The 17139-nt window shown below is 65.9% G+C and carries 13 protein-coding genes and 1 tRNA gene (1 of these 14 cut by a window edge); 8 read left to right on the plus strand and 6 right to left on the minus strand.

The features are described from left to right. On the plus strand, positions 1–949 hold the 3' portion of the coding sequence (locus SH602x_RS14530; RefSeq protein ID WP_479472992.1) for a zinc-dependent alcohol dehydrogenase. It extends 224 nt beyond the left edge of the window; 949 of the gene's 1173 nt are visible here — the last part of the coding sequence; the start codon falls outside the window, past its left edge; the stop codon is at positions 947–949. 80 nt (positions 950–1029) lie between these two features. On the opposite strand, the gene SH602x_RS14535 is transcribed toward SH602x_RS14530, so the two are convergent. Next, the gene (locus SH602x_RS14535; RefSeq protein WP_479467664.1) at positions 1030–1809 is read right to left on the minus strand and encodes a gamma-glutamyl-gamma-aminobutyrate hydrolase family protein; all 780 of its coding nucleotides are present in this window, start codon (positions 1807–1809) and stop codon (positions 1030–1032) included. A gap of 883 nt (positions 1810–2692) precedes the next feature. Between SH602x_RS14535 and SH602x_RS14540 the strand changes: the two genes are divergently transcribed. The 4 genes from SH602x_RS14540 (at position 2693) to SH602x_RS14555 (ending at position 8235) form a co-directional block, all read left to right on the plus strand. Beyond that, positions 2693–4252, plus strand: a complete 1560-nt coding sequence (locus tag SH602x_RS14540; protein ID WP_479472993.1) for a DUF4214 domain-containing protein — start codon at positions 2693–2695, stop codon at positions 4250–4252. Between the two features lie 79 nt (positions 4253–4331). After that, a complete protein-coding gene (locus SH602x_RS14545; protein WP_479472994.1) occupies positions 4332–5615 on the plus strand; it encodes a redoxin domain-containing protein in 1284 nt (427 codons plus the stop codon). Positions 5616–6064: 449 nt separating this feature from the next. After that, entirely contained in the window at positions 6065–6802 is a 738-nt protein-coding gene (locus SH602x_RS14550; protein ID WP_479472995.1) for a hypothetical protein, read from the plus strand. Positions 6803–6912: 110 nt separating this feature from the next. After that, on the plus strand, positions 6913–8235 hold the full coding sequence (locus tag SH602x_RS14555) for an HD domain-containing protein (RefSeq protein WP_479472996.1): 1323 nt from the start codon (positions 6913–6915) through the stop codon (positions 8233–8235). 92 nt (positions 8236–8327) lie between these two features. Here SH602x_RS14555 and SH602x_RS14560 read toward each other — a convergent pair whose 3' ends face one another. Beyond that, a complete protein-coding gene (locus tag SH602x_RS14560; RefSeq protein ID WP_479472997.1) occupies positions 8328–10637 on the minus strand; it encodes an HYR domain-containing protein in 2310 nt (769 codons plus the stop codon). Between the two features lie 513 nt (positions 10638–11150). Here SH602x_RS14560 and SH602x_RS14565 point away from each other — a divergent pair. Beyond that, positions 11151–11354: a hypothetical protein gene (locus SH602x_RS14565; RefSeq protein ID WP_479472998.1), complete on the plus strand. Its 204-nt coding sequence runs from the start codon at positions 11151–11153 to the stop codon at positions 11352–11354. 211 nt (positions 11355–11565) lie between these two features. On the opposite strand, the gene SH602x_RS14570 is transcribed toward SH602x_RS14565, so the two are convergent. From SH602x_RS14570 to SH602x_RS14580, 3 genes are all read right to left on the minus strand, one after another. Beyond that, positions 11566–11639: transfer RNA gene (locus SH602x_RS14570), tRNA-Val, on the minus strand. Positions 11640–11774: 135 nt separating this feature from the next. Then, the gene (locus SH602x_RS14575) at positions 11775–13067 is read right to left on the minus strand and encodes a replication-associated recombination protein A (RefSeq protein ID WP_479472999.1); all 1293 of its coding nucleotides are present in this window, start codon (positions 13065–13067) and stop codon (positions 11775–11777) included. Between the two features lie 110 nt (positions 13068–13177). Continuing rightward, positions 13178–14005, minus strand: coding sequence for a c-type cytochrome (locus SH602x_RS14580; protein ID WP_479473000.1), 828 nt, complete (start codon positions 14003–14005; stop codon positions 13178–13180). Positions 14006–14238: 233 nt separating this feature from the next. Between SH602x_RS14580 and SH602x_RS14585 the strand changes: the two genes are divergently transcribed. Next, the gene (locus SH602x_RS14585) at positions 14239–15051 is read left to right on the plus strand and encodes a type III pantothenate kinase (protein WP_479473001.1); all 813 of its coding nucleotides are present in this window, start codon (positions 14239–14241) and stop codon (positions 15049–15051) included. Next, complete coding sequence (locus SH602x_RS14590; protein WP_479473002.1) at positions 15048–16280, plus strand: GTPase; 1233 nt, start codon at positions 15048–15050, stop codon at positions 16278–16280. The genes SH602x_RS14585 and SH602x_RS14590 overlap by 4 nt, the downstream gene beginning before the upstream one ends. A gap of 102 nt (positions 16281–16382) precedes the next feature. On the opposite strand, the gene bioD is transcribed toward SH602x_RS14590, so the two are convergent. Next, positions 16383–17126 (minus strand): dethiobiotin synthase, encoded by a 744-nt coding sequence (gene bioD / locus SH602x_RS14595; RefSeq protein WP_479473003.1) that lies wholly within the window; start codon positions 17124–17126, stop codon positions 16383–16385. Between the last annotated feature and the right edge of the window lie 13 nt (positions 17127–17139).

The raw sequence follows: 17139 nt of genomic DNA on the forward strand, positions 1-17139 counted from the left end.
GCTCAAGAAGGGGGACCGCGTCGTCGTTCCTTTCACGATCTCGTGCGGTCACTGCTGGTTCTGCGAAAAGCAGCTTTACTCCTGCTGCGACGTCTCGAATCCGAACGCCGAGATGGCGAAGAAGATGATGGGGCATTCGCCTGCAGGGATGTTCGGCTATTCCCATCTCACGGGCGGCTTCGCCGGCGGTCAGGCGGAGTACCTTCGCGTCCCCTACGCCGACGTCGGACCGCTCAAGATCGAATCCGATCTGCCCGACGAGAAGGTCCTGTTTCTGTCGGACATCTTCCCGACCGGCTACATGGCGGCGGAAAACGCCGAGATCGAGCCGGGCGATACGGTCGCCGTCTGGGGACTGGGGCCGGTAGGTCTCTTCGCGATCCAGAGCGCCTGGATGCTCGGCGCGGGACGCGTGATCGGCATCGACCGCGTGCCCGAGCGACTGGAGAAGGCGCGCAACCAGTGCCGCGCGGAGACGATCGACTTTTCCGAAACGAGCGTCTACGAAGCGCTGATGGAAATGACGAACGGGCGCGGGCCCGACCGGTGCATCGACGCGGTCGGGTGCGAGGCGCACGGAACGGGTACGCTCGACAGCGTCTACGATCGCGTCAAGAACGCGATGATGCTGACGACCGACCGGGTGCACGTCCTGCGCGAAGCCATCTTCTGCTGTCGCAAGGGAGGCACGATTTCCGTGCCGGGCGTCTACGTCGGCTTTCCCGACAAGTTCCCGATGGGGGCGTTCATGAACAAGGGTCTGACGATGAAGTCGGGTCAGACCCACATGCACAAGTACATGCCGCCGCTGCTGGCGAAGATCGAGGCGGGCGAAATCGATCCTTCGTTCGTCATCACGCACACCGTCTCGCTGGAGGAAGGCCCCTCCATGTACAAGACCTTCCGCGCCAAGAAGGACGGCTGCGTCAAAGTCGTCATCCAGCCTTAACTGCATCACCCGTTTCGAAGCGGGAGGTCTGTCGATCCATCGGTGGATCTCCCGCTCGTCGAGGCGTCGCCCCGAACGACCTACGCGCGAGCCTTGGCGTTCGCGGGTGCGGAGTTCGTCTGCCGGGCGCCGGACGAGACCGCCTGGCGAACGCCCTTCACGAACTCCTCGAAGATGCCGATGTCGAGCGCGGAGGCGCTCTCGGCTTCCGGATGGAACTGCGTGCCGACGGCGAACCAGTCGTGCATCTCGGACTCGATCGCTTCGATCACGCCGTCCGGGCAGCGGGCGGTGACGCGGAAGCCGGGGGCGAGTTCGTCGATCGCCATGTGGTGCGAGCTATTGACGCGGACCTCGCCGTCGCCGTAAACGCGTTCCATCAGCGTGCCGGGAACGACGTCCAGGCCGTGACGATGGTTGCGATCCTGCGAATCGCGGTGGGGCAGGGCTTCCGGCATGTCTTCCGGCAGATGGTAGAACAGGTTGCCCCCCTGCGAGATGTTCAGGAGCTGCATGCCGACGCCGATGGCCAGCACCGGAATGCGACGCTCGGCGAGGCAGTCGATCAGCATGCGATCGAAGCTCTCGCGACGGGGGTTCATCGGGCGAACCGCCGGGTGCATCAGATAGCCGTCGCGGCGCGGATCGAGGTCGCCGCCTCCGATCATCACGAAGGCGTCCAGCCGATCGAGCGTCGCATGGAGTTCGTCTTCGTCCTCGAACTGAGGGATGACGACGGGCACGCCTTCCGCAGCGCTGATGCAGTCGATGTAGCGAGCGGGCAGGTAAGAAATCGCCGGCGCCGAATCCGTGGCGGGGCGATAATCCATGTTCACGCCGATGATGGGCTTGCACGACATAGCGAACGATCCCTCGTTTTAGGGCCAGAGTTGGACCGCTCCGTCGCAGGGCAGAAGCGTACCCGGGATCCTCGAAAGAGGCGTTCCGTCGCCGAACAGGTCGGAGGGACGAGTCAAAGAGGGAGCGAGCGAGAGCGCCGAAGCTGGCGTCTCGTACCCGGTCGTCCCTGACCGTCGGCGATGCGGAGCTATCCGGAGACTTCGTGCAGTGTGCGTCGAAGCGGGCCGAGAAACAGACAATCCCTTCTGCGTTCGCCTTCGAGGCTGTTCGAGCGCTGCGTCGCGGATCGAAGTCGGGCGAACCCGGCGGCGATTCGAATCGCTGTGTCGGCGGCTCTCCTCAGCGAGCGAGCGTGGTTTTAGCCCTGTCGCTCCGGACGCCCAATAGGGACGCATCATGTCGTGGGTACGACACGAGATGCGCCGCCTCCTAGCGCTAGCAGGCACATGCTGTCGCGATGACGGCAGGCCCCTCCGCCGATGCGTTCGTAGTTCTTAAAGAGCCCTTAAACTCAAAGCGTCGCGGGATTTATCCTCTCCGGTGACCCCCTCAATCACGGCAGGGACTTCTTCTAGTGCTATACAAAAAGCCATGCCCTTAAAATTCTGAAAATCCGAAGAAAACCTCAAGACGTTAATAAGCCCCTAATCGGAAGGGGTTTACGAAAGTGGGTTACCGGACCTCATGAATCGATGTGGCCTTTTCCATTCGCCCGCTCTGCACGTTGCGCCGTTGACGCTTATCGCGATCTCGGCGAACGAAGACTCGTCTAGGTCCGTAGTAGGGCGTGCGGTAGAGTGACCGCCGTTGGGTTTCGCATCGCGCGGCGTCGCGGAGCCTGAAATAGTCGATCAGGGATGTCTCGAAGCAGCGGAGGCTGTCATGCGACTCGCCGCCTTTCTCGTCGGTCTTCTCGTCATCGCTTCGGCGTCGGCTGCGCCCGCCGTCGCACAGACCGTCGAGCCCGCTTCGTTCGTCAAACAGATTCACCAGCGCTATCTCGGTCGCGATCCGTCGTCCGACGAGTTGCGGTACTGGATCGATCAACTGAACCGCGGCGCCCCAGCCAACGACGTGCAAGCGGGCGTTCTCGGCAGCGAGGCCTATTTCAATCGCCATAAGCGCGACGCCGCCGCCTGGATCGACGGCGCCTACGCGATGGTGCAGAACCGCACGCCTTCCGAGGCGGAGCGAAACGCCTGGCTCGTCCGGCTGACGCAGCTCGGCAACGACCGCATTCGCTGGTCGAAGGAATTCCTGACCGCTTCGGGCGCTTCGGTCCCGTCGAACTCGCCTTCGGTGCCGGTTAACAGCGGCATGGCGACTCTCGCGAACCGGCTAGTGACGACCACGAAGCTGCTATCGGAATCTGTTTCGACGGAACTGCCCGGAACGCGTAACTGGCTCGTGAAGGTGCAGGCGACCAACCTGGAAGCGTCGGCCGCATCCTACCGCGGCGTGCTTTCCGACCCCGCGCGAGATCCCGCAGGCGCGCTGGCCGCGCAGCAGAATCTCGTGAAATCCGCCGATTCGCTCCGAGGAGCGCTGACTTCTTCGCAAGCGACGGCGCCGAGTTCCGGCTATTACCTGTCCCAGGCGGAAGAGCTGATTCGCTCGATCGGTTCCTCGCTGTCGGGCGGTCCGGTCGCGAAGCCTCCGCTCGTGCCGATCGTCAACGGCTACGATTCCCAGACAGTCATGCGGATCGATCAGGGGCTCGAACACTTGGCCAGCCATGCACGGGAGACGGCGCTGATCGCCCGCACGTCGGGGCTCCGCGATTACGAATTCGTCCGCGTGCAAAACGATCTCGACGCCTTCGCCGTGCAGACGGACGCCGCGAGGACGAGGCTGCGGACCAGCGCCGCCCGGGCGGACGTTCAGGCGGATCTGGCGTCGCTCCGAACGCAGGGCTCGGTCGTAACCGCGGGTCTGCAACGCAGCGCCGTCGACTCCCGCATCACGAACTCCTGGTACCACACGGTGCAGTCGCTCGATGCGGTTCTGTCCGTCGCTGGCGTCAGCGCTCCCTTCGTTCCGTCGCAACCTCCCGTGATTCAGCCGGTCGACTGGTCGAGCCCGACGCAGACCGACTGGACGAAGACCCAGCGCATCCGCGACGCGGTCGCCGCCGTCCAGGCCGAGTGCGACGCGCTCGTCGCGGCGGTCGGTCCCTACGCGTTCTACTCGTTCCACGTGCAGAGCATGCAGGACGAACTCCGTTCGCTGCGCAGCGCCATGGACGCCGTGAACCAGACCTCGCTCGCGGGCGGAACGGCTCAGCAACTATGGGAGCGGATCGCCGACTCCAACGGCGACTACGCCCAGGCGAAGTCGTACTGGAGGAAGGCTCAAAGCACGGCGGGATTGCAGAACCTGCCGACGCTCGACCGACTGAGCCAGGCGCTCAGCCGGCTCAACGCGGCAGCGGCAGGGGGCTGAGTTTCCGCTTCACGCGTCGGTTCGTTCGACCGACGCTCCCGCCGCCGAAGATTCGTTCGTCTGTTCGAGGATTCCCGCCATGCGCCGCCTGTCGATCTTCGCCCTGTCTTTGTCGGTCCTGAGCGCCTCATCCGGCGTCGCGATCTCCCAACAGGGGCCCGCGCTCGTCCAGGTCGAGGCGAGTACCGTACCGTCAGGCGCCGCGGACGGACTGGGCCGCTTCGAGGCCACGCTCCGGGCGTTCGGACAGACGCTCGCCGAAGCGCCTGCGTACGAAGTCGCGGCTGAAACTCGCTGGGCTGCCGAGCAGCAGGGGCAGACGAGCGAAGGCGCGACGACCGCGCGACTGGTGATGCAGAATCCGAACTGGCTCGCCCTCTCGATCGCCGCGCAGGGGGGAGAGGGAGCGAACTACCGCGTCATCGCAAACGGTTCCTACATCCTCCGCGAACTCGGCGGTCGAAAGGCTTACAGTCTCGACGCGGTCGCGGGCGATCCCCGTGCCGGCATCGAAGCCGACGGAGTGACGCTTCCCGCGCTGCGCTCCGCCGGGATCGACTTCCTCCTGCGCTCCGATCTGCACGGCGCGCTCGCGGCGCAGGCGCTCAGCGCGGTCGAAGGACCGGTGGTCGAGCAAGACGGTCAGAAACTGCAAACCTGGACGCTGACGCTGGCTGACGGCTCGCTGGTGGAACTCTTCGTCACCTCCGGCCCGCGCGTCGTGCCGGTCGCCCGCAACAGCGTCGTCAACGTGCCCCTGGCAGGAGGCGGCGCCTTCACGATGCGAACGTCGACGAGCCTGCGCTGGAACTTCGATGCGCGTCCGGCGCCGGAAACTTTCACGACGGCGCCCACCCCGGGATTCGAACGCGTCTTCGACCTGACGGGCCGCACCGCGCCGGGCGGAGATCGTCTGACCGGCCAAGCCGCTCCCGGCGCTGCGTGGCAGGCGATGGACGGCTCGGTCGTCTCGCTCGGCGAACTCAAGGGCAAGACGCCGGTCGTGCTGCTCTTCTGGGCCACTTGGGCGGCGCCGAGCGCGGAAGCGATGCCCGACCTGCGGAACTACGCCGCCGAGTTCGGAAAGAAGGGCGTGCGGATCGTGGCGCTGAACGTCGGCGAAACCCAGGATCAGATCGACGCCTTCGCGAAGCGGATCGGCTACGACGGCGAACTGGGACTCGATCCGCGTGCGGAAACGATGGCCGCCTTCGGCCTGGAATCGACCCCCTCGGTCGTCCTGATCGATCGCCAGGGCGTCGTCCGCGGCGTCTGGCAGGGCCTCGAAGGCGACGCGAAGAAACGGATCTTCGAGGCGACCGTCGGTATGCTGCAACAGGACGCCGCCGCTCAGGGTCGATAAGTACGTTGCCGCCGAACGTCGAGAATTCTTCGTGTGCCATGGCTGGCTCGCCCAGCCGTGAGGGCGCCCGCGATAGTTCGTCCCTTCAGATCGTCGCTTCCTGAAGCATTCCGTCTCCGTCGAAGAGACGGATTCGAGCCGAACTCGCTTTCCGGGTTGAATCGGTTTTCGCTGCATTGCACGGCTGGACCAGCCAGCCATGGCGCTCGGACCATTCGACGGCTAGACGCGCGAGCTGCGGCACGCCGACCGGCGACGCGTGCTTGATCTTTCGGCACGTTCCGACAAACTAGGGCGACTTCTCGTCCGGTCCGTCGGCGATGCAGGCGCTCCGTCCGGTCGGGGTTCGCCGGCGGCGTTTCGCGCGAGAGCAGCGGCTCCCGCGCCGCAGTCGCCTCGTTCGCCCTCGTCTCTGCCGCGCTCGCAACCGCGTCGATCCGACGTCCGCCATGGCTATTCAAGTCATCTGCACGGGGTGCAAAACCCGCTTCAAGGTCAGCGAGCAGTTCGCCGGTCGCAAAGGGCCGTGCCCCAAGTGCAAGGCGGTCATCCAGATCCCCACGAAGGAGCAGGAGGTCGTCATCCATGGCGCCCCTGGCGCCGGAGCCGTCGAAGGGACGAATGCCCCTGGCGGCTATCGTGCGATTCCGCAGCCGATCTTCCGCGAGGACAAGGGCGTCTCGCCGCTCGCGATCGGTATCGGCGTCGGATCGTTCGTCGCGATCCTGGTCGGTGCGCTTGTGCTGCGGTTCGCCGTGCTGGACATGGACGTCGATTCGCGGGGACGCGAGATCGGCCTGACGTTGCCCTCGCTGATGGCGCTGGCGATCGGGGCGTTCCTCGTCGGCATCCCCGCGTCGTACTACGGCTTCCGGGCGCTGGAGACCGCCGACATCGAGAAGATGCCGGTCCGCGAGGCGCTGCTCCGCTCGCTCATCTGCGCTGCCTGCTATACGGCGCTGTGGGGGCTCGTGTGGGTGTTCAAGGTCTTCGTCTTCGAGCACGGTCCGGGGAACCCGCTCGCCCTGTACGAGATCGCGATCTATGCCCCCGTGATGATCCTCGTCGCCGGCGTCGCGGCCACGGCCAGCTTCAATCTGGATTACGTGAAGGGCCTGCTGCACGGCGGACTCTACATCGCGCTCTGCGTCGCGATGCGACTGATCATGGGTCTGGACGCGTTCTAGTCCTCCCAGGCGAGCGGAGGGCGTCAGCCCTCCGTGTCCCTGCACGAACGGAATATCTCGATCTCGGGGGACTGTCGTCCCCCGCTCAGGGGCGGAAGCGAACGGACGGCATGCATTCCATCCCTGAAGTCGCCGCGTTCGACGGTCCGATCTCCAAGGTCCGTATCCCCGACCAGCTCGACGTTCCGTTCACCGACCGCGTTCGGGCGATCGTCGATTCGCCGCCGTTCCGCCGACTGGCGAAGGTTTCGCAGACGGGCCTCGTCGGGCTCGTCTTTCCCGGCGCGACGCACACGCGGTTCGAGCATTCGCTGGGCGTCCTTCGCAACGCGTCGCTCTTTCTCCGGCAACTTTCGCTGCAAGGGGAGTTCGCCGAGCGCGTCACGCGCGAGGGCGCCGAACGGTTCCTCGTCGCGGCGCTGCTGCATGACGTAGGACACTGGCCCTTCTGCCATCCCATCGAAGACATGCGCCTGCCCGGTTCGCCGCGGCACGAGGCGCTCGCGAAGGAGCGGCTTCTCGACGAGGACCTGTCGAGGGCCCTTCGCCGCGACTGGGGCGTGGAGACCGAGGACGTCGCCCGGCTGCTCGAGAATCGGGGCGAGTCGGTCGAGGAAAAGGTGCTGCAGAGCCTGCTTTCCGGGCCGGTCGACGTCGACAAGATGGACTATCTGTACCGAGATTCGCTGCACGCCGGCGTTCCCTACGGAAGGAACTTCGACGCCCAGCGGCTGATCGGCAGCCTGATTTTGAATCCGGCCGACTCGCGGCTGGCCATCACGCCGAAGGGTCGCACCGCCGCGGAGATGATGGTCTTCGCGCGGTACGTAATGTTCAGCGAAGTCTACTGGCATCACGCAGTCCGGTCCGCGACCGCCATGCTGCAACGGCTGGTCTATGCGCTGGCCCAGGTCGGACCGCTGGACGAATCGCTGACGGCCACGGATCGTCAGTTCGAAGAGCAGGCGCTTCGCGGCGCCGCTCCCCTCGGCGTCGCGCCGCTGGCGGAGGGACTGTTCGGCGATCGACGGCGACTGTTCAAACGCGTCGGCGAATTTTCGTATCGCGACGGACAGGAGGTCTACGACGCGATCGCTCGCCGACCGTTCGCATGGATCGTGCGCTGCAGCGAGCGCTTTCAAGAACTTTGGGAAGCGGACGCGGGCACGAAGCTTCCGCCCGCCGCGCTGTTGATCGATGCGCCGCCGCAGAAGCTGGAGGTGCAGTTCGCGATCGACGTCGGCAGCCCCGATCGCGGCTTTCGACCGCTGGCCGATTCGTCGCCCGTCGTCGAGACGCTCGCCCGGGAGCAGTTCGACCGGTACGTGAAGAAGGTCCGCATCTTCCTGCACCCCGACTTCGCCGGCACGCGGCGTCCCGTCGAACGCTGGCTGCCCCTGCTGATGCGGGCGGTGGAAGAGACGGCGTCGTAGCCGTCGCTCGCAGCCGAATCGAAAAAGGCTCCGGCGCGGAACGCGCGCCGAAGCCTTGCAGGCGAGTCGGGGAGAGATTCGCCTCGGACGGTCTATTCGAAGAAACGCTCGACTTCCGTTTCGGCGACGTCGGCCATTTCTCGATTGGAGAGATCGGCCTGCGAGTAGGCGGCGCCGCTGTAGGCGTACATGCTCGCGGTGAGCGCGTACTGATCGCCGCCGAGCGCGTAGGCTTCGGCGAAGCGTTCGTGCGCCAGGCTCGAGAGCTGCGACTGTCGCAGGCGGAGCGCGAGGTAGTCGCCCGTCGCGTCGGCGGATCCGTCGTCGCCAGCGAGCGTCCCCAGGAAGTAAGCCGCCGCGGCGTAGCTCATGCCCGCGGCGGCGACCGAACCGCCCTGGCCCCTGGCGACGCTCGCAGCGGCGTTGACGTACGATTCGCGAAGCGCGGCGTCGGCGACCATCGCGGAGGGTCGCTTCTTGACCAGCTTCTTCACGTTGACGATCAGCGTGTCGACCGAGACGGCGCCCGCTTCGTCGGTGATCGTCAGCTTGACCTTCGTCCTCTTGCCGACCTTGAACAGACCGCTGGTCTTGCCGGCGGCGGGAGCGGCGAAGCGTACGCCCGGCGCGGACCAGGCGTACGTCAGCGTGTGCCCGTCCGGATCGCTCGAACGAAGTCCGCTGACCGCGACGCGCAGCTTGGGCTTTTTGCTCTTCCGCACCAGGTCGCGACCTGCGCTGGCGAGCGGAGGCGCGTTGACGACGGTGACTCGCTGCGTCGAGGTCGCGACGTTGTTCGCCTTGTCGCGCACGGTCCAGAGGACGTTCGTCGTCCCGAGCGGGAACTTCGCAGGAGCGTCGTTGGTCACCGCGGGCGCAGGATCGACGACGTCGGTGACGCTCGGCGGCGCCAGCGCGACCGTCGCGAAAAGCTCGCCCGGGTCGACCTTCGCGACGAGGTCGGCGGCGACGATGACGATCGGCGATTTAGTGTCGCTGACCGTGACGGTCGTGCTCGCTTCGCCGTTCGCCTTGCCGTCGCTGACGACCACGCGGACAAGGCTCGCGCCGGCGGGATAGCTGAAGACGAAGTCGGAGGCCGAGCCGGGGACAACGTTCGTAACCGTCTGCCGTAGCGTCTCTCCCACGAACCAATGCACCGTCAGACGATCGGCGGCGTCCGGATCGTTCGCGATCGCCGTCAGTAGCACGTTCGTGACCGCGCCGCTCCCTTCGACGGACCTGGCTGCGAGGCCCGCGACCGTCGGCGCCCTGTTCGGCACCAGGACGATACGGAAGGCGGCCTCGTGTCCGGCGGAGGTCGTGCCCGTGCCGACGAGGACACGCCCGTCGTCGGAGCAGTCGTTAATTAAGTCGAACGACGTCCAAGCCGACAGATCGGCGCCGTAGACGGTCTTGAGCAGGTCGTACAGTTGCCGCGGCTGTCGGTTCAGCCAGATGGCGGCGGTTCCGCCCGGTCGCGAATTATTATCGCTCGCTCCGACGATCGTGCTGCCGTTCGCGGAGACGGCGTTGGCGTATGCGGTTCCGACGTTGTCCACGGGCGTCAGGCCCTTCATCCCCTCCGCCTGCGTCCAGACGAACGCGCTGTTCGTGCTCGTAAGTTCGACTTGGGAGTAGCCGACGACGATGTTGCCGTCGGTGGAAACGTCCTGAGCCTGACTATACGTATCGGAGACATTCAAGACCCCTAGGTCGTGTACCGGAACGCCCGGACCGCGGAAGATGCAGGCATGCCCTTCGCTGCCGTTGAACGAAGCCCCGACGATCACCGAGCCGTTCCCTGAAATGGCGGTCGCAGCGCTATTGCCGACGGCGTCGGAAATCGTCCCCAGATCGGTCGGCGTGACCCCGTTCCAGAGGATCGCGTGATTATCTACGAAAGGCGCTCGGCCGAAACCGACGACGATCGTCCCGGAGTCGGACACGTCAGTCGGCCTAGCGACTCCGTCGATGCCGCTCAAAGCCGGTAAAATCACCGATCCGGAGGAGGGGTCGCTACGAAACGCCCTCCAATCGTCGATGCCTGAAGCCTCTCCCCAGCCGATGACCACGGAACCATTGGGCGAGAGACCGGTCCCTTCGGCATAGCGATCCGGAACCGACGCAGCGGCAACGCCGCCGAGATCGACCATTCCGGACGCCGCCGTCCACCAGAAAACGTGCCGGCGCAAAGGGGCGGTGTTCGTCTGATTCGACTGCCCGGTAACGGTCGAACCGTCGTCGGATACGGCGACTCCGGTCGACCGGGGATCCGTCGGATCGAGCACGCCGAGGTTCTGCACGACGGCCGTTTGAGCGAAGAGCGAACTCGTCCAACAACCAGCCAGTCCCAGCATGATCCCTGCAAAGCGCCGCTGCATCTCGCTGACTCCCGCCATCCAGATCGTCGACCACGGAACGGACGAGGAAATTCGCCCCCCAGAAGCCGTAGGCTTGACCGTCAGAGTCTAGCCCTTCGGTAATCCGAAAACCGCGTTCTAATCCGCAAATTCATCTAATTCGTTAGATGAGGCTTCAGCGCGAAGCAGCGCCGCGCGACGTCCCGTCGAACGCTGGCTGCCCCTGCCGATGCGGGCGGTCGAAGAGACGGCGCAGGGCACGACTGTCCGACTACGCGTCGGTCAGCATCCACAGCGGGCGACGCGGCAAAGGGGCGCCCCGTCGTTCGCTGCGGGAGCTTCAACCATTGCTGTCGTCTCAACCAGTAGCCGGTCGCGACGATGACTCCGGGCTTCCGCACAGGGCCGGAACGGTTCCTAAGAAAGCATGCCGTTCGAGGATCAGCGCGGGCGCGGAACGCGTCGATGAGGAGAGCGAGCGCAGGGATTCGTGGCCGTCAGGCCGACCTGCGGCGTCTTCGAACCGCGAAGGGAACGATGCGAATCAGGAACATGGCGAAGCTTGTCGCGGGCGCCGGATTGCTCGCGGCGGTCATTTTCGGAATGACGCAGGCGGGATCGTCGACCAGGCGTCCCGACGGCGTCATCCTGGATGAGGGGGACGACTCGGGACCGATCGACGATCGTCAGCAAGTCGGAGATGCCAGGCAGACCCTGGAATCAGAAAAAAGCCGGCTTAGCGTGCCGCTTTCCTGAAGCGACGAATGGACGGCGGATCCGTGAGGACCTTACCTTGCCGCCAGTCGCCGAAGCGACAGCGAGCTCCTGGCACGGAGCCGCGGGTCGAAACTCGAAGCGGAGTTTCCCCGCAATGCGTCAGCGCCTGGAATCGGCGGAAATCGTGCTGACGATCTGGTCGAACTGGCCGCGAATTCCCGCGTTTTCCCGCTGATCGACGAGAAAAGAGTGGGCATTACAGGACTCGAACCTGTGACCCCCGCCGTGTGAAGGCGGTGCTCTAACCAACTGAGCTAAATGCCCGCGCTTGAATCCGAGAGGCGAGGCGCCTCTTCGATCCAGAGCAGGAAAGATTAGCCGACGTTCGCGCTTTTCGTCAAGCGACGGACGCCTTCGCGGATCGAGAACCGATCGGCGTTCTCCCGCCGGGAACGCGCTCTATTCGACGCCGCCGCCGCCCTGTTTCGCCTCGCGACGACGCTCCCGGGCGAGGCGGAGCCGCTCGGCGATCTCGCGTTCCTTGCCGCGATCGGTGGGGCGATAGTATTCCCGCTCGACGCCGAGGTAATCCTGCGTCCCGATCGCGTCGGGCTCGTCATGCGAATACCGGTAGCCTACGCCGTGGCCGAGCCCCTTCGCCCCGCCGTAATGAGCGTCGCGCAGGAACTTGGGCACGGGCAGCAGTTTGCCCTCGCGGACGTCGTGCCGGGCTTCGCCGATGGCCAGCGTCGCGGCGTTCGATTTCGGCGCGCAAGCGAGGTAAGTGACGGCCTGCGAGAGCGTGAGCTGGCATTCGGGAAGCCCGATCGTTTCGCACGCCTGGAACGTCGCCATCGCCAGGGGTAGCGCCTGCGGATCGGCGTTGCCGACATCCTCGCTGGCGAAGATGACCAGCCGCCGGCAGAGGAAGCGAAGGTCTTCGCCCCCCTCCAGCATGCGGGCGAGCCAGTAGAGCGCCGCGTCGGGATCGCTGCCGCGAAGGCTCTTGATCAGGGCGCTCGAAAGGTCGTAGTGCTGGTCGCCGTCCGCGTCGTAGGGAATCGTCTTCCTGCCTAGCGACTCCGCGGCGGAGGCGATCGTGATCGGCGCCGGCGTGGCGTCCGATCCCAGGACGCACAGTTCCAGCGTCGCCAGCGCCCGCCGCGCGTCGCCTTCGGACTTCTCTGCGATGAAGCGCAAGGCTCCCGGCTCGACCTGCGTGCGGATGCGTCCGAGCCCCCGCTCCCGATCGGCCAGCGCCCGCTCGAGCAGCCGCTCCAGCGTTTCGGTCGCCAGCGACTCCAGCGCGAAGATCTGGCTCCGCGAGACGAGCGCGCCCGTCACCGCGAAGAAGGGATTCGACGTCGTCGCCCCGATGAAGGTGACGATGCCGTCCTCGACCGCGGGCAGCATCGCGTCCTGCTGCGTCTTGGAGAAGCGGTGGATCTCGTCGATGAACAGCAGCGTCTTGCCGCCTGTCGCTTCCAGGCGGTTCGTCGCGTCGGCGATCGTCTCGCGGAGTTCCTTCACCGTCGCGGCGACCGCGTTGAGGGCGACGAACTTTCGCTTCGTCTCGGTCGCGATCAGTCGGGCGAGCGTCGTCTTCCCCGTGCCGGGCGGACCGAAGAAGATCGCCGAGCCGACGCGATCGGCCTGAATCAGCCGCCGCAGGATCTTTCCGTTTCCGAGCAGGTGCTCTTGGCCCGAGAATTCGTCCAGCGTGCGCGGGCGCATCCGCGCGGCCAAGGGCATGGCCGATTCGCGACGATCCCGTTCTTCGGACTCGAACAGCGACAAGTGCAGGCGCTTTCAATAACAGGCGAATTCGGGATCCGCAGAGACGCGGACGTCTGGATCGAAACTCAATCGCGGGGCAGATGCTCTTCGAGAACGAACTTCGGTCGCGGCTGGGAATCGACGTAGGCGGCGATATCGAGCGCGTCCTGTTCGGAGAGGCTGGGATCGCCGAGCGGCATGGCGACCTTGAGCCAGGCGGCCAGCTTCTCGGCATGGGCCAGTCCGGCGCCGTCGTTATACGATTTTTCGCCCCACACCGGCGGACCGTCGTCCGTCCCCAGTCCCTCGTCTCCGTGACAGGAGGCGCAGGATTCTTGATACAAGGTTCGTCCACGCTCTGCGTCTGCCTTGGACGGATCGACGTTAAGGGGCGGGACTCGCCGCGGTCCGAGGGGCGCCTCGGCATTCATGCCGATCTTTTCGTTCGTGGAGAGCCACGTGATATAGCTCGCCACGGCGACCGAGACTTCGCTGCCGCTTTTGGGGCGCGTTCCGTTCATGCTCCGCATGAAGCAGTTCGCGATACGGTCTTCGAGCGTGATCACCTGCTTTTCCCGCGGCGACCATGCCGGGTACGCGGTCGCCGTGCCGAGAAAGGTCGCGGCGTTCGCGTTCGTACCGGCGTCGAGGTGACACGAACTGCAGGTGAGCGAGTTCCCGACGTACGGCTTCGATAGCGGGTGCTCGTTCGTCGACTCCACGATCGAACGGCCAAGCTCCACCGCCTTGCCGAGTTCTCCCGGCGGCAGTCGCGTCGACCGCTCCGCTACCGCGGGATCTTCGGCCTTCGCTCGCGGAGACAAGAAGCAGATCGCCGCCGACGCTGCCGCACCGCAGGCCAGCAGGATGAAGATGCGGCGCTGGACGACGCTTATCCGACGTATGCAGATCATCGACTGCTCGAGTTCGAAGGAATGGGAATCGGCAGATTATTGGCGGATGACCCGATTCAGCGTAGCGTGTTCGTTCGGGAGCGGGCGTTGCGCCACGGGCTGCCGTGGGAACGCGTCGCTGACTAAACTGAGCCAGGCCGGTCGTTATGTGCCGCGAATCGAAGCGGGGCCATGTCTGGCCAGTCGTTCGATCGGTCATTCGAAGCATCGCCGCTCCCGTTCGCTGAATCGCCGTGCGTTCTCTCCCGCCTCTGCTCGCCGCGGTCGACCTGGGCAACTCTGCCGCGAAGGTCGCGATCGCTGCGCCCGATGCGGGACCGGCCGGCTGGCGCTGGACCGGCGAGGTGCAGCGGATCGGGAACTTTCAGCCGTGGGAAGACCTGGCGCTCCCGACCGAATCGATCGTATGGGCCGTCAGCAGCGTCCATGGGCCGAGACTGGCGAACCTGCGCGACTGGCTGGCCCTGCATCGTCCTGACGATACCCGGTTGGAACTGACCTGGCGGGACGTGCCGCTGGATCACGACGTAAGGTCGCCCGAGCGCGTCGGGATGGATCGCTGGATGGGCGTCGTCGCCGCGGCGAAGCGCTGGGGGCCGCGGGCGAGCGGTCTGGTCGTACTTGCCGGAACGGCGATCACGGTGAACCTGCTTCGCGAGGGCGTCTTCGCCGGCGGAGCCATCTTGCCCGGCTTCGACATGGCGCTCGGTTCCTTACATCACGGAACGGATCGTCTGCCCGATCTGGCGGGGCGACTCGATCGGCTGGAGCCGCTGCCCGGTCGCGATACCGCATGCGCCATCTACGCCGGCGTCGGATGGGGGACCGTCGGCGCCGTGCGCGAGATCGGGCGGCGGCTAACGCAGGGGTTGCCAGAGCCTCGCTGGATTCTCTCGGGCGGCAATGCCGAGATGCTTGCGGAAGGTCTCGAAAGCGACGCGGAGGTCGTGCAGACGCTGACGCTCGAAGGGGTCGTCGAAACGTTTCTCGCCAGCGATCGCGAGCCCGATGCGGTTCGTCTGATCGAGCAGGACGACGAGCGATGAGCGCCGTCGAGGTCGATCGATCTCAGGGCGACGACTTGCCGAAGCTGGTTCGCCTGACGGCGCGCGGTCGCGGCGCCGTCGCAGCGCTGAAGCTGGAAGGGGAGGGCGCCGTCGCCGCGGTAGAGCCGTTCTTCCGGCGTCTCGACGGAGAGGCGTCCGCGGCGGAAGGTCTTCGCGAGATCGGCCGCGTCCGGTACGGGCGCTGGCGTCGTACGCCCGGCGAAGGGAGCGCTCTCGCGGAGGATGTCGTTCTCTGTCAGGTCGAGCCCGGCGTGGTGGAGATCCACTGTCATGGCGGCGAACAGGCTCCCACGGCGATCGTCGAAAGCCTCGTCGAGAGCGGTCGCGCGATCCTGATCGAACCCCTTGCGGAGATCGAGCGTCGGTTCCCGGAAGCATGGCGACGCGAGGCGTTCGTGCAGTTGCAACTCGCGACCGCTCCGCTCGCGGCGCGGATTCTGTGGGATCAGTTCCAGGGCGCCTGGCCGCGGCTGCTGAATGACCTTGCGTCGATCGCTTCCGCTGCCGGTTCGCCGGAAGAAGCGATCGATTCCGTGCGCAGCTTGATTGAGCGGGCGCTCTCGTTCGAGAAGCTGGGATCGCGACTCGTCGAGCCGTGGCGGATCGTCCTCGCGGGACCGCCGAACGTCGGCAAGAGCAGCCTGGTCAATCGGCTGGTCGGCTACGAGCGCTCGATCGCGTACGACCAGCCCGGCACGACTCGCGATGTGCTGCTCGTTCGCAGCGTGCTGGCGGGACTGCCGGTCGAGTTCAGCGATACCGCCGGCCTGCGCGACGCCGCCGACGACCTGGAAGCAGAAGGGATCGAGAGAACGCGCCGGGCGATGGCTTCAGCGGACCTCGTGCTGCTGCTGGCCGATGCGAGCGAGCCGTGGCTGTCCGAGTACGACGAGCTGCTCGCGTCATCGCCTGCGGCGATCGTCGTTCATCACAAGAGCGATCTGGCCTTAACTGATTCGGGCGATCGACCAGCGGGACTGGCCGTGAGTTCGCTTACTAACGCAGGCGTCGAGGACCTACTTCGCGAGATCGAGCGCAGTATCGTTCCGACGATGCCCGAGCCTGGCGAGGTCGTGCCGATCAGCGAGGAACAACTCGCGGCGCTGAAGGGGTTGCGCGTGGCATGCGAGGGTGGCGTCGATGCAGTTCAGCAGGAACTACGAGCGCTCAGCGCCGACGGGCCGATGAACGGCGGCGACCTGCTGTAGCCCTGAGCGGAGGGCGTGAGCCCTCCGAGTTTCGATGGATCGTCGTGGCTAAGACTCGGAGGGCTCACGCCCTCCGCTCAGAAGAACTGCTTCTGGCGATGTTCAATCCTCGATGCCCACCGCTGCCCGACGAAAGCGCTTGCCGAGCTTGAGGAAGTCGATGCCGTCGAAACGCGGCTGGCTGCCGTAGCGGACGTCGGCGAGCAGCGGCGGAACGCAGTACTTCTTCAGGTCGGCGGCGTTCGTGCTGATCGAGGCGTCGTCGTCCGCGGCGGGGCGAGGCTGATTGAGCACGATGCCGGCGATCTCGATGCTCTCCTGAAACGCGCTGGCCGCGATCAGCGTCTGCAGCGCCTGGTTGATCGCGCCGAGCCGATTCTCCACCACGACCAGCAGGGGGAGGCCCAGATCGTAGGCGACGTCGGCGTTGAACTCCTCTTCGGCGAGCGGCGACATCAGGCCGCCCGCGCCTTCGACGATGACGAAGTCGCTGTCGGCTTCGATTCGCGCCAGGCCCTCCCGCAGGAGCGCCGCGTCGACCTGCTTCTTCTCCGCCGCGGCCGCGCGGGGGGGCGAGAGGGGGGCGAGGAAGACCTGCGGGCAAACGTCGGAAAGCGTATGCCTGGCGCCGGCGGCTTCGTGCAGGATCTTCGCGTCCTCGGCGATGCGGTTTCCGTTCGCATCGTCGACGGCGCCGCTGGCGACCGGCTTGTAGACGCCGACGCGATGACCCTGCGTCACGAGCGCCCGGGCGATGGCTGCCGCGACGAAGGTCTTGCCGACGCCGGTGTCGGTCCCGGTGACGAAGATTCCGCGAGTGCGTGCCGGTTTGCGTGTCGTCGTCATCGTTGCGTCGCTT

It is taken from the genome of Lignipirellula cremea (genome assembly GCF_056501455.1).

What these genes read in the sequence shown, in the direction of transcription:
- SH602x_RS14535 (WP_479467664.1), bottom strand. Translation starts at nt 1,809, where the DNA reads ATGTCGTGCAAGCCCATCATCGGCGTGAACATGGATTATCGCCCCGCC.
- SH602x_RS14540 (WP_479472993.1), top strand. Translation starts at nt 2,693, where the DNA reads ATGCGACTCGCCGCCTTTCTCGTCGGTCTTCTCGTCATCGCTTCGGCG.
- SH602x_RS14545 (WP_479472994.1), top strand. Translation starts at nt 4,332, where the DNA reads ATGCGCCGCCTGTCGATCTTCGCCCTGTCTTTGTCGGTCCTGAGCGCC.
- SH602x_RS14550 (WP_479472995.1), top strand. Translation starts at nt 6,065, where the DNA reads ATGGCTATTCAAGTCATCTGCACGGGGTGCAAAACCCGCTTCAAGGTC.
- SH602x_RS14555 (WP_479472996.1), top strand. Translation starts at nt 6,913, where the DNA reads ATGCATTCCATCCCTGAAGTCGCCGCGTTCGACGGTCCGATCTCCAAG.
- SH602x_RS14560 (WP_479472997.1), bottom strand. Translation starts at nt 10,637, where the DNA reads ATGGCGGGAGTCAGCGAGATGCAGCGGCGCTTTGCAGGGATCATGCTG.
- SH602x_RS14565 (WP_479472998.1), top strand. Translation starts at nt 11,151, where the DNA reads ATGGCGAAGCTTGTCGCGGGCGCCGGATTGCTCGCGGCGGTCATTTTC.
- SH602x_RS14575 (WP_479472999.1), bottom strand. Translation starts at nt 13,067, where the DNA reads ATGCCCTTGGCCGCGCGGATGCGCCCGCGCACGCTGGACGAATTCTCG.
- SH602x_RS14580 (WP_479473000.1), bottom strand. Translation starts at nt 14,005, where the DNA reads ATGATCTGCATACGTCGGATAAGCGTCGTCCAGCGCCGCATCTTCATC.
- SH602x_RS14590 (WP_479473002.1), top strand. Translation starts at nt 15,048, where the DNA reads ATGAGCGCCGTCGAGGTCGATCGATCTCAGGGCGACGACTTGCCGAAG.
- bioD (WP_479473003.1), bottom strand. Translation starts at nt 17,126, where the DNA reads ATGACGACGACACGCAAACCGGCACGCACTCGCGGAATCTTCGTCACC.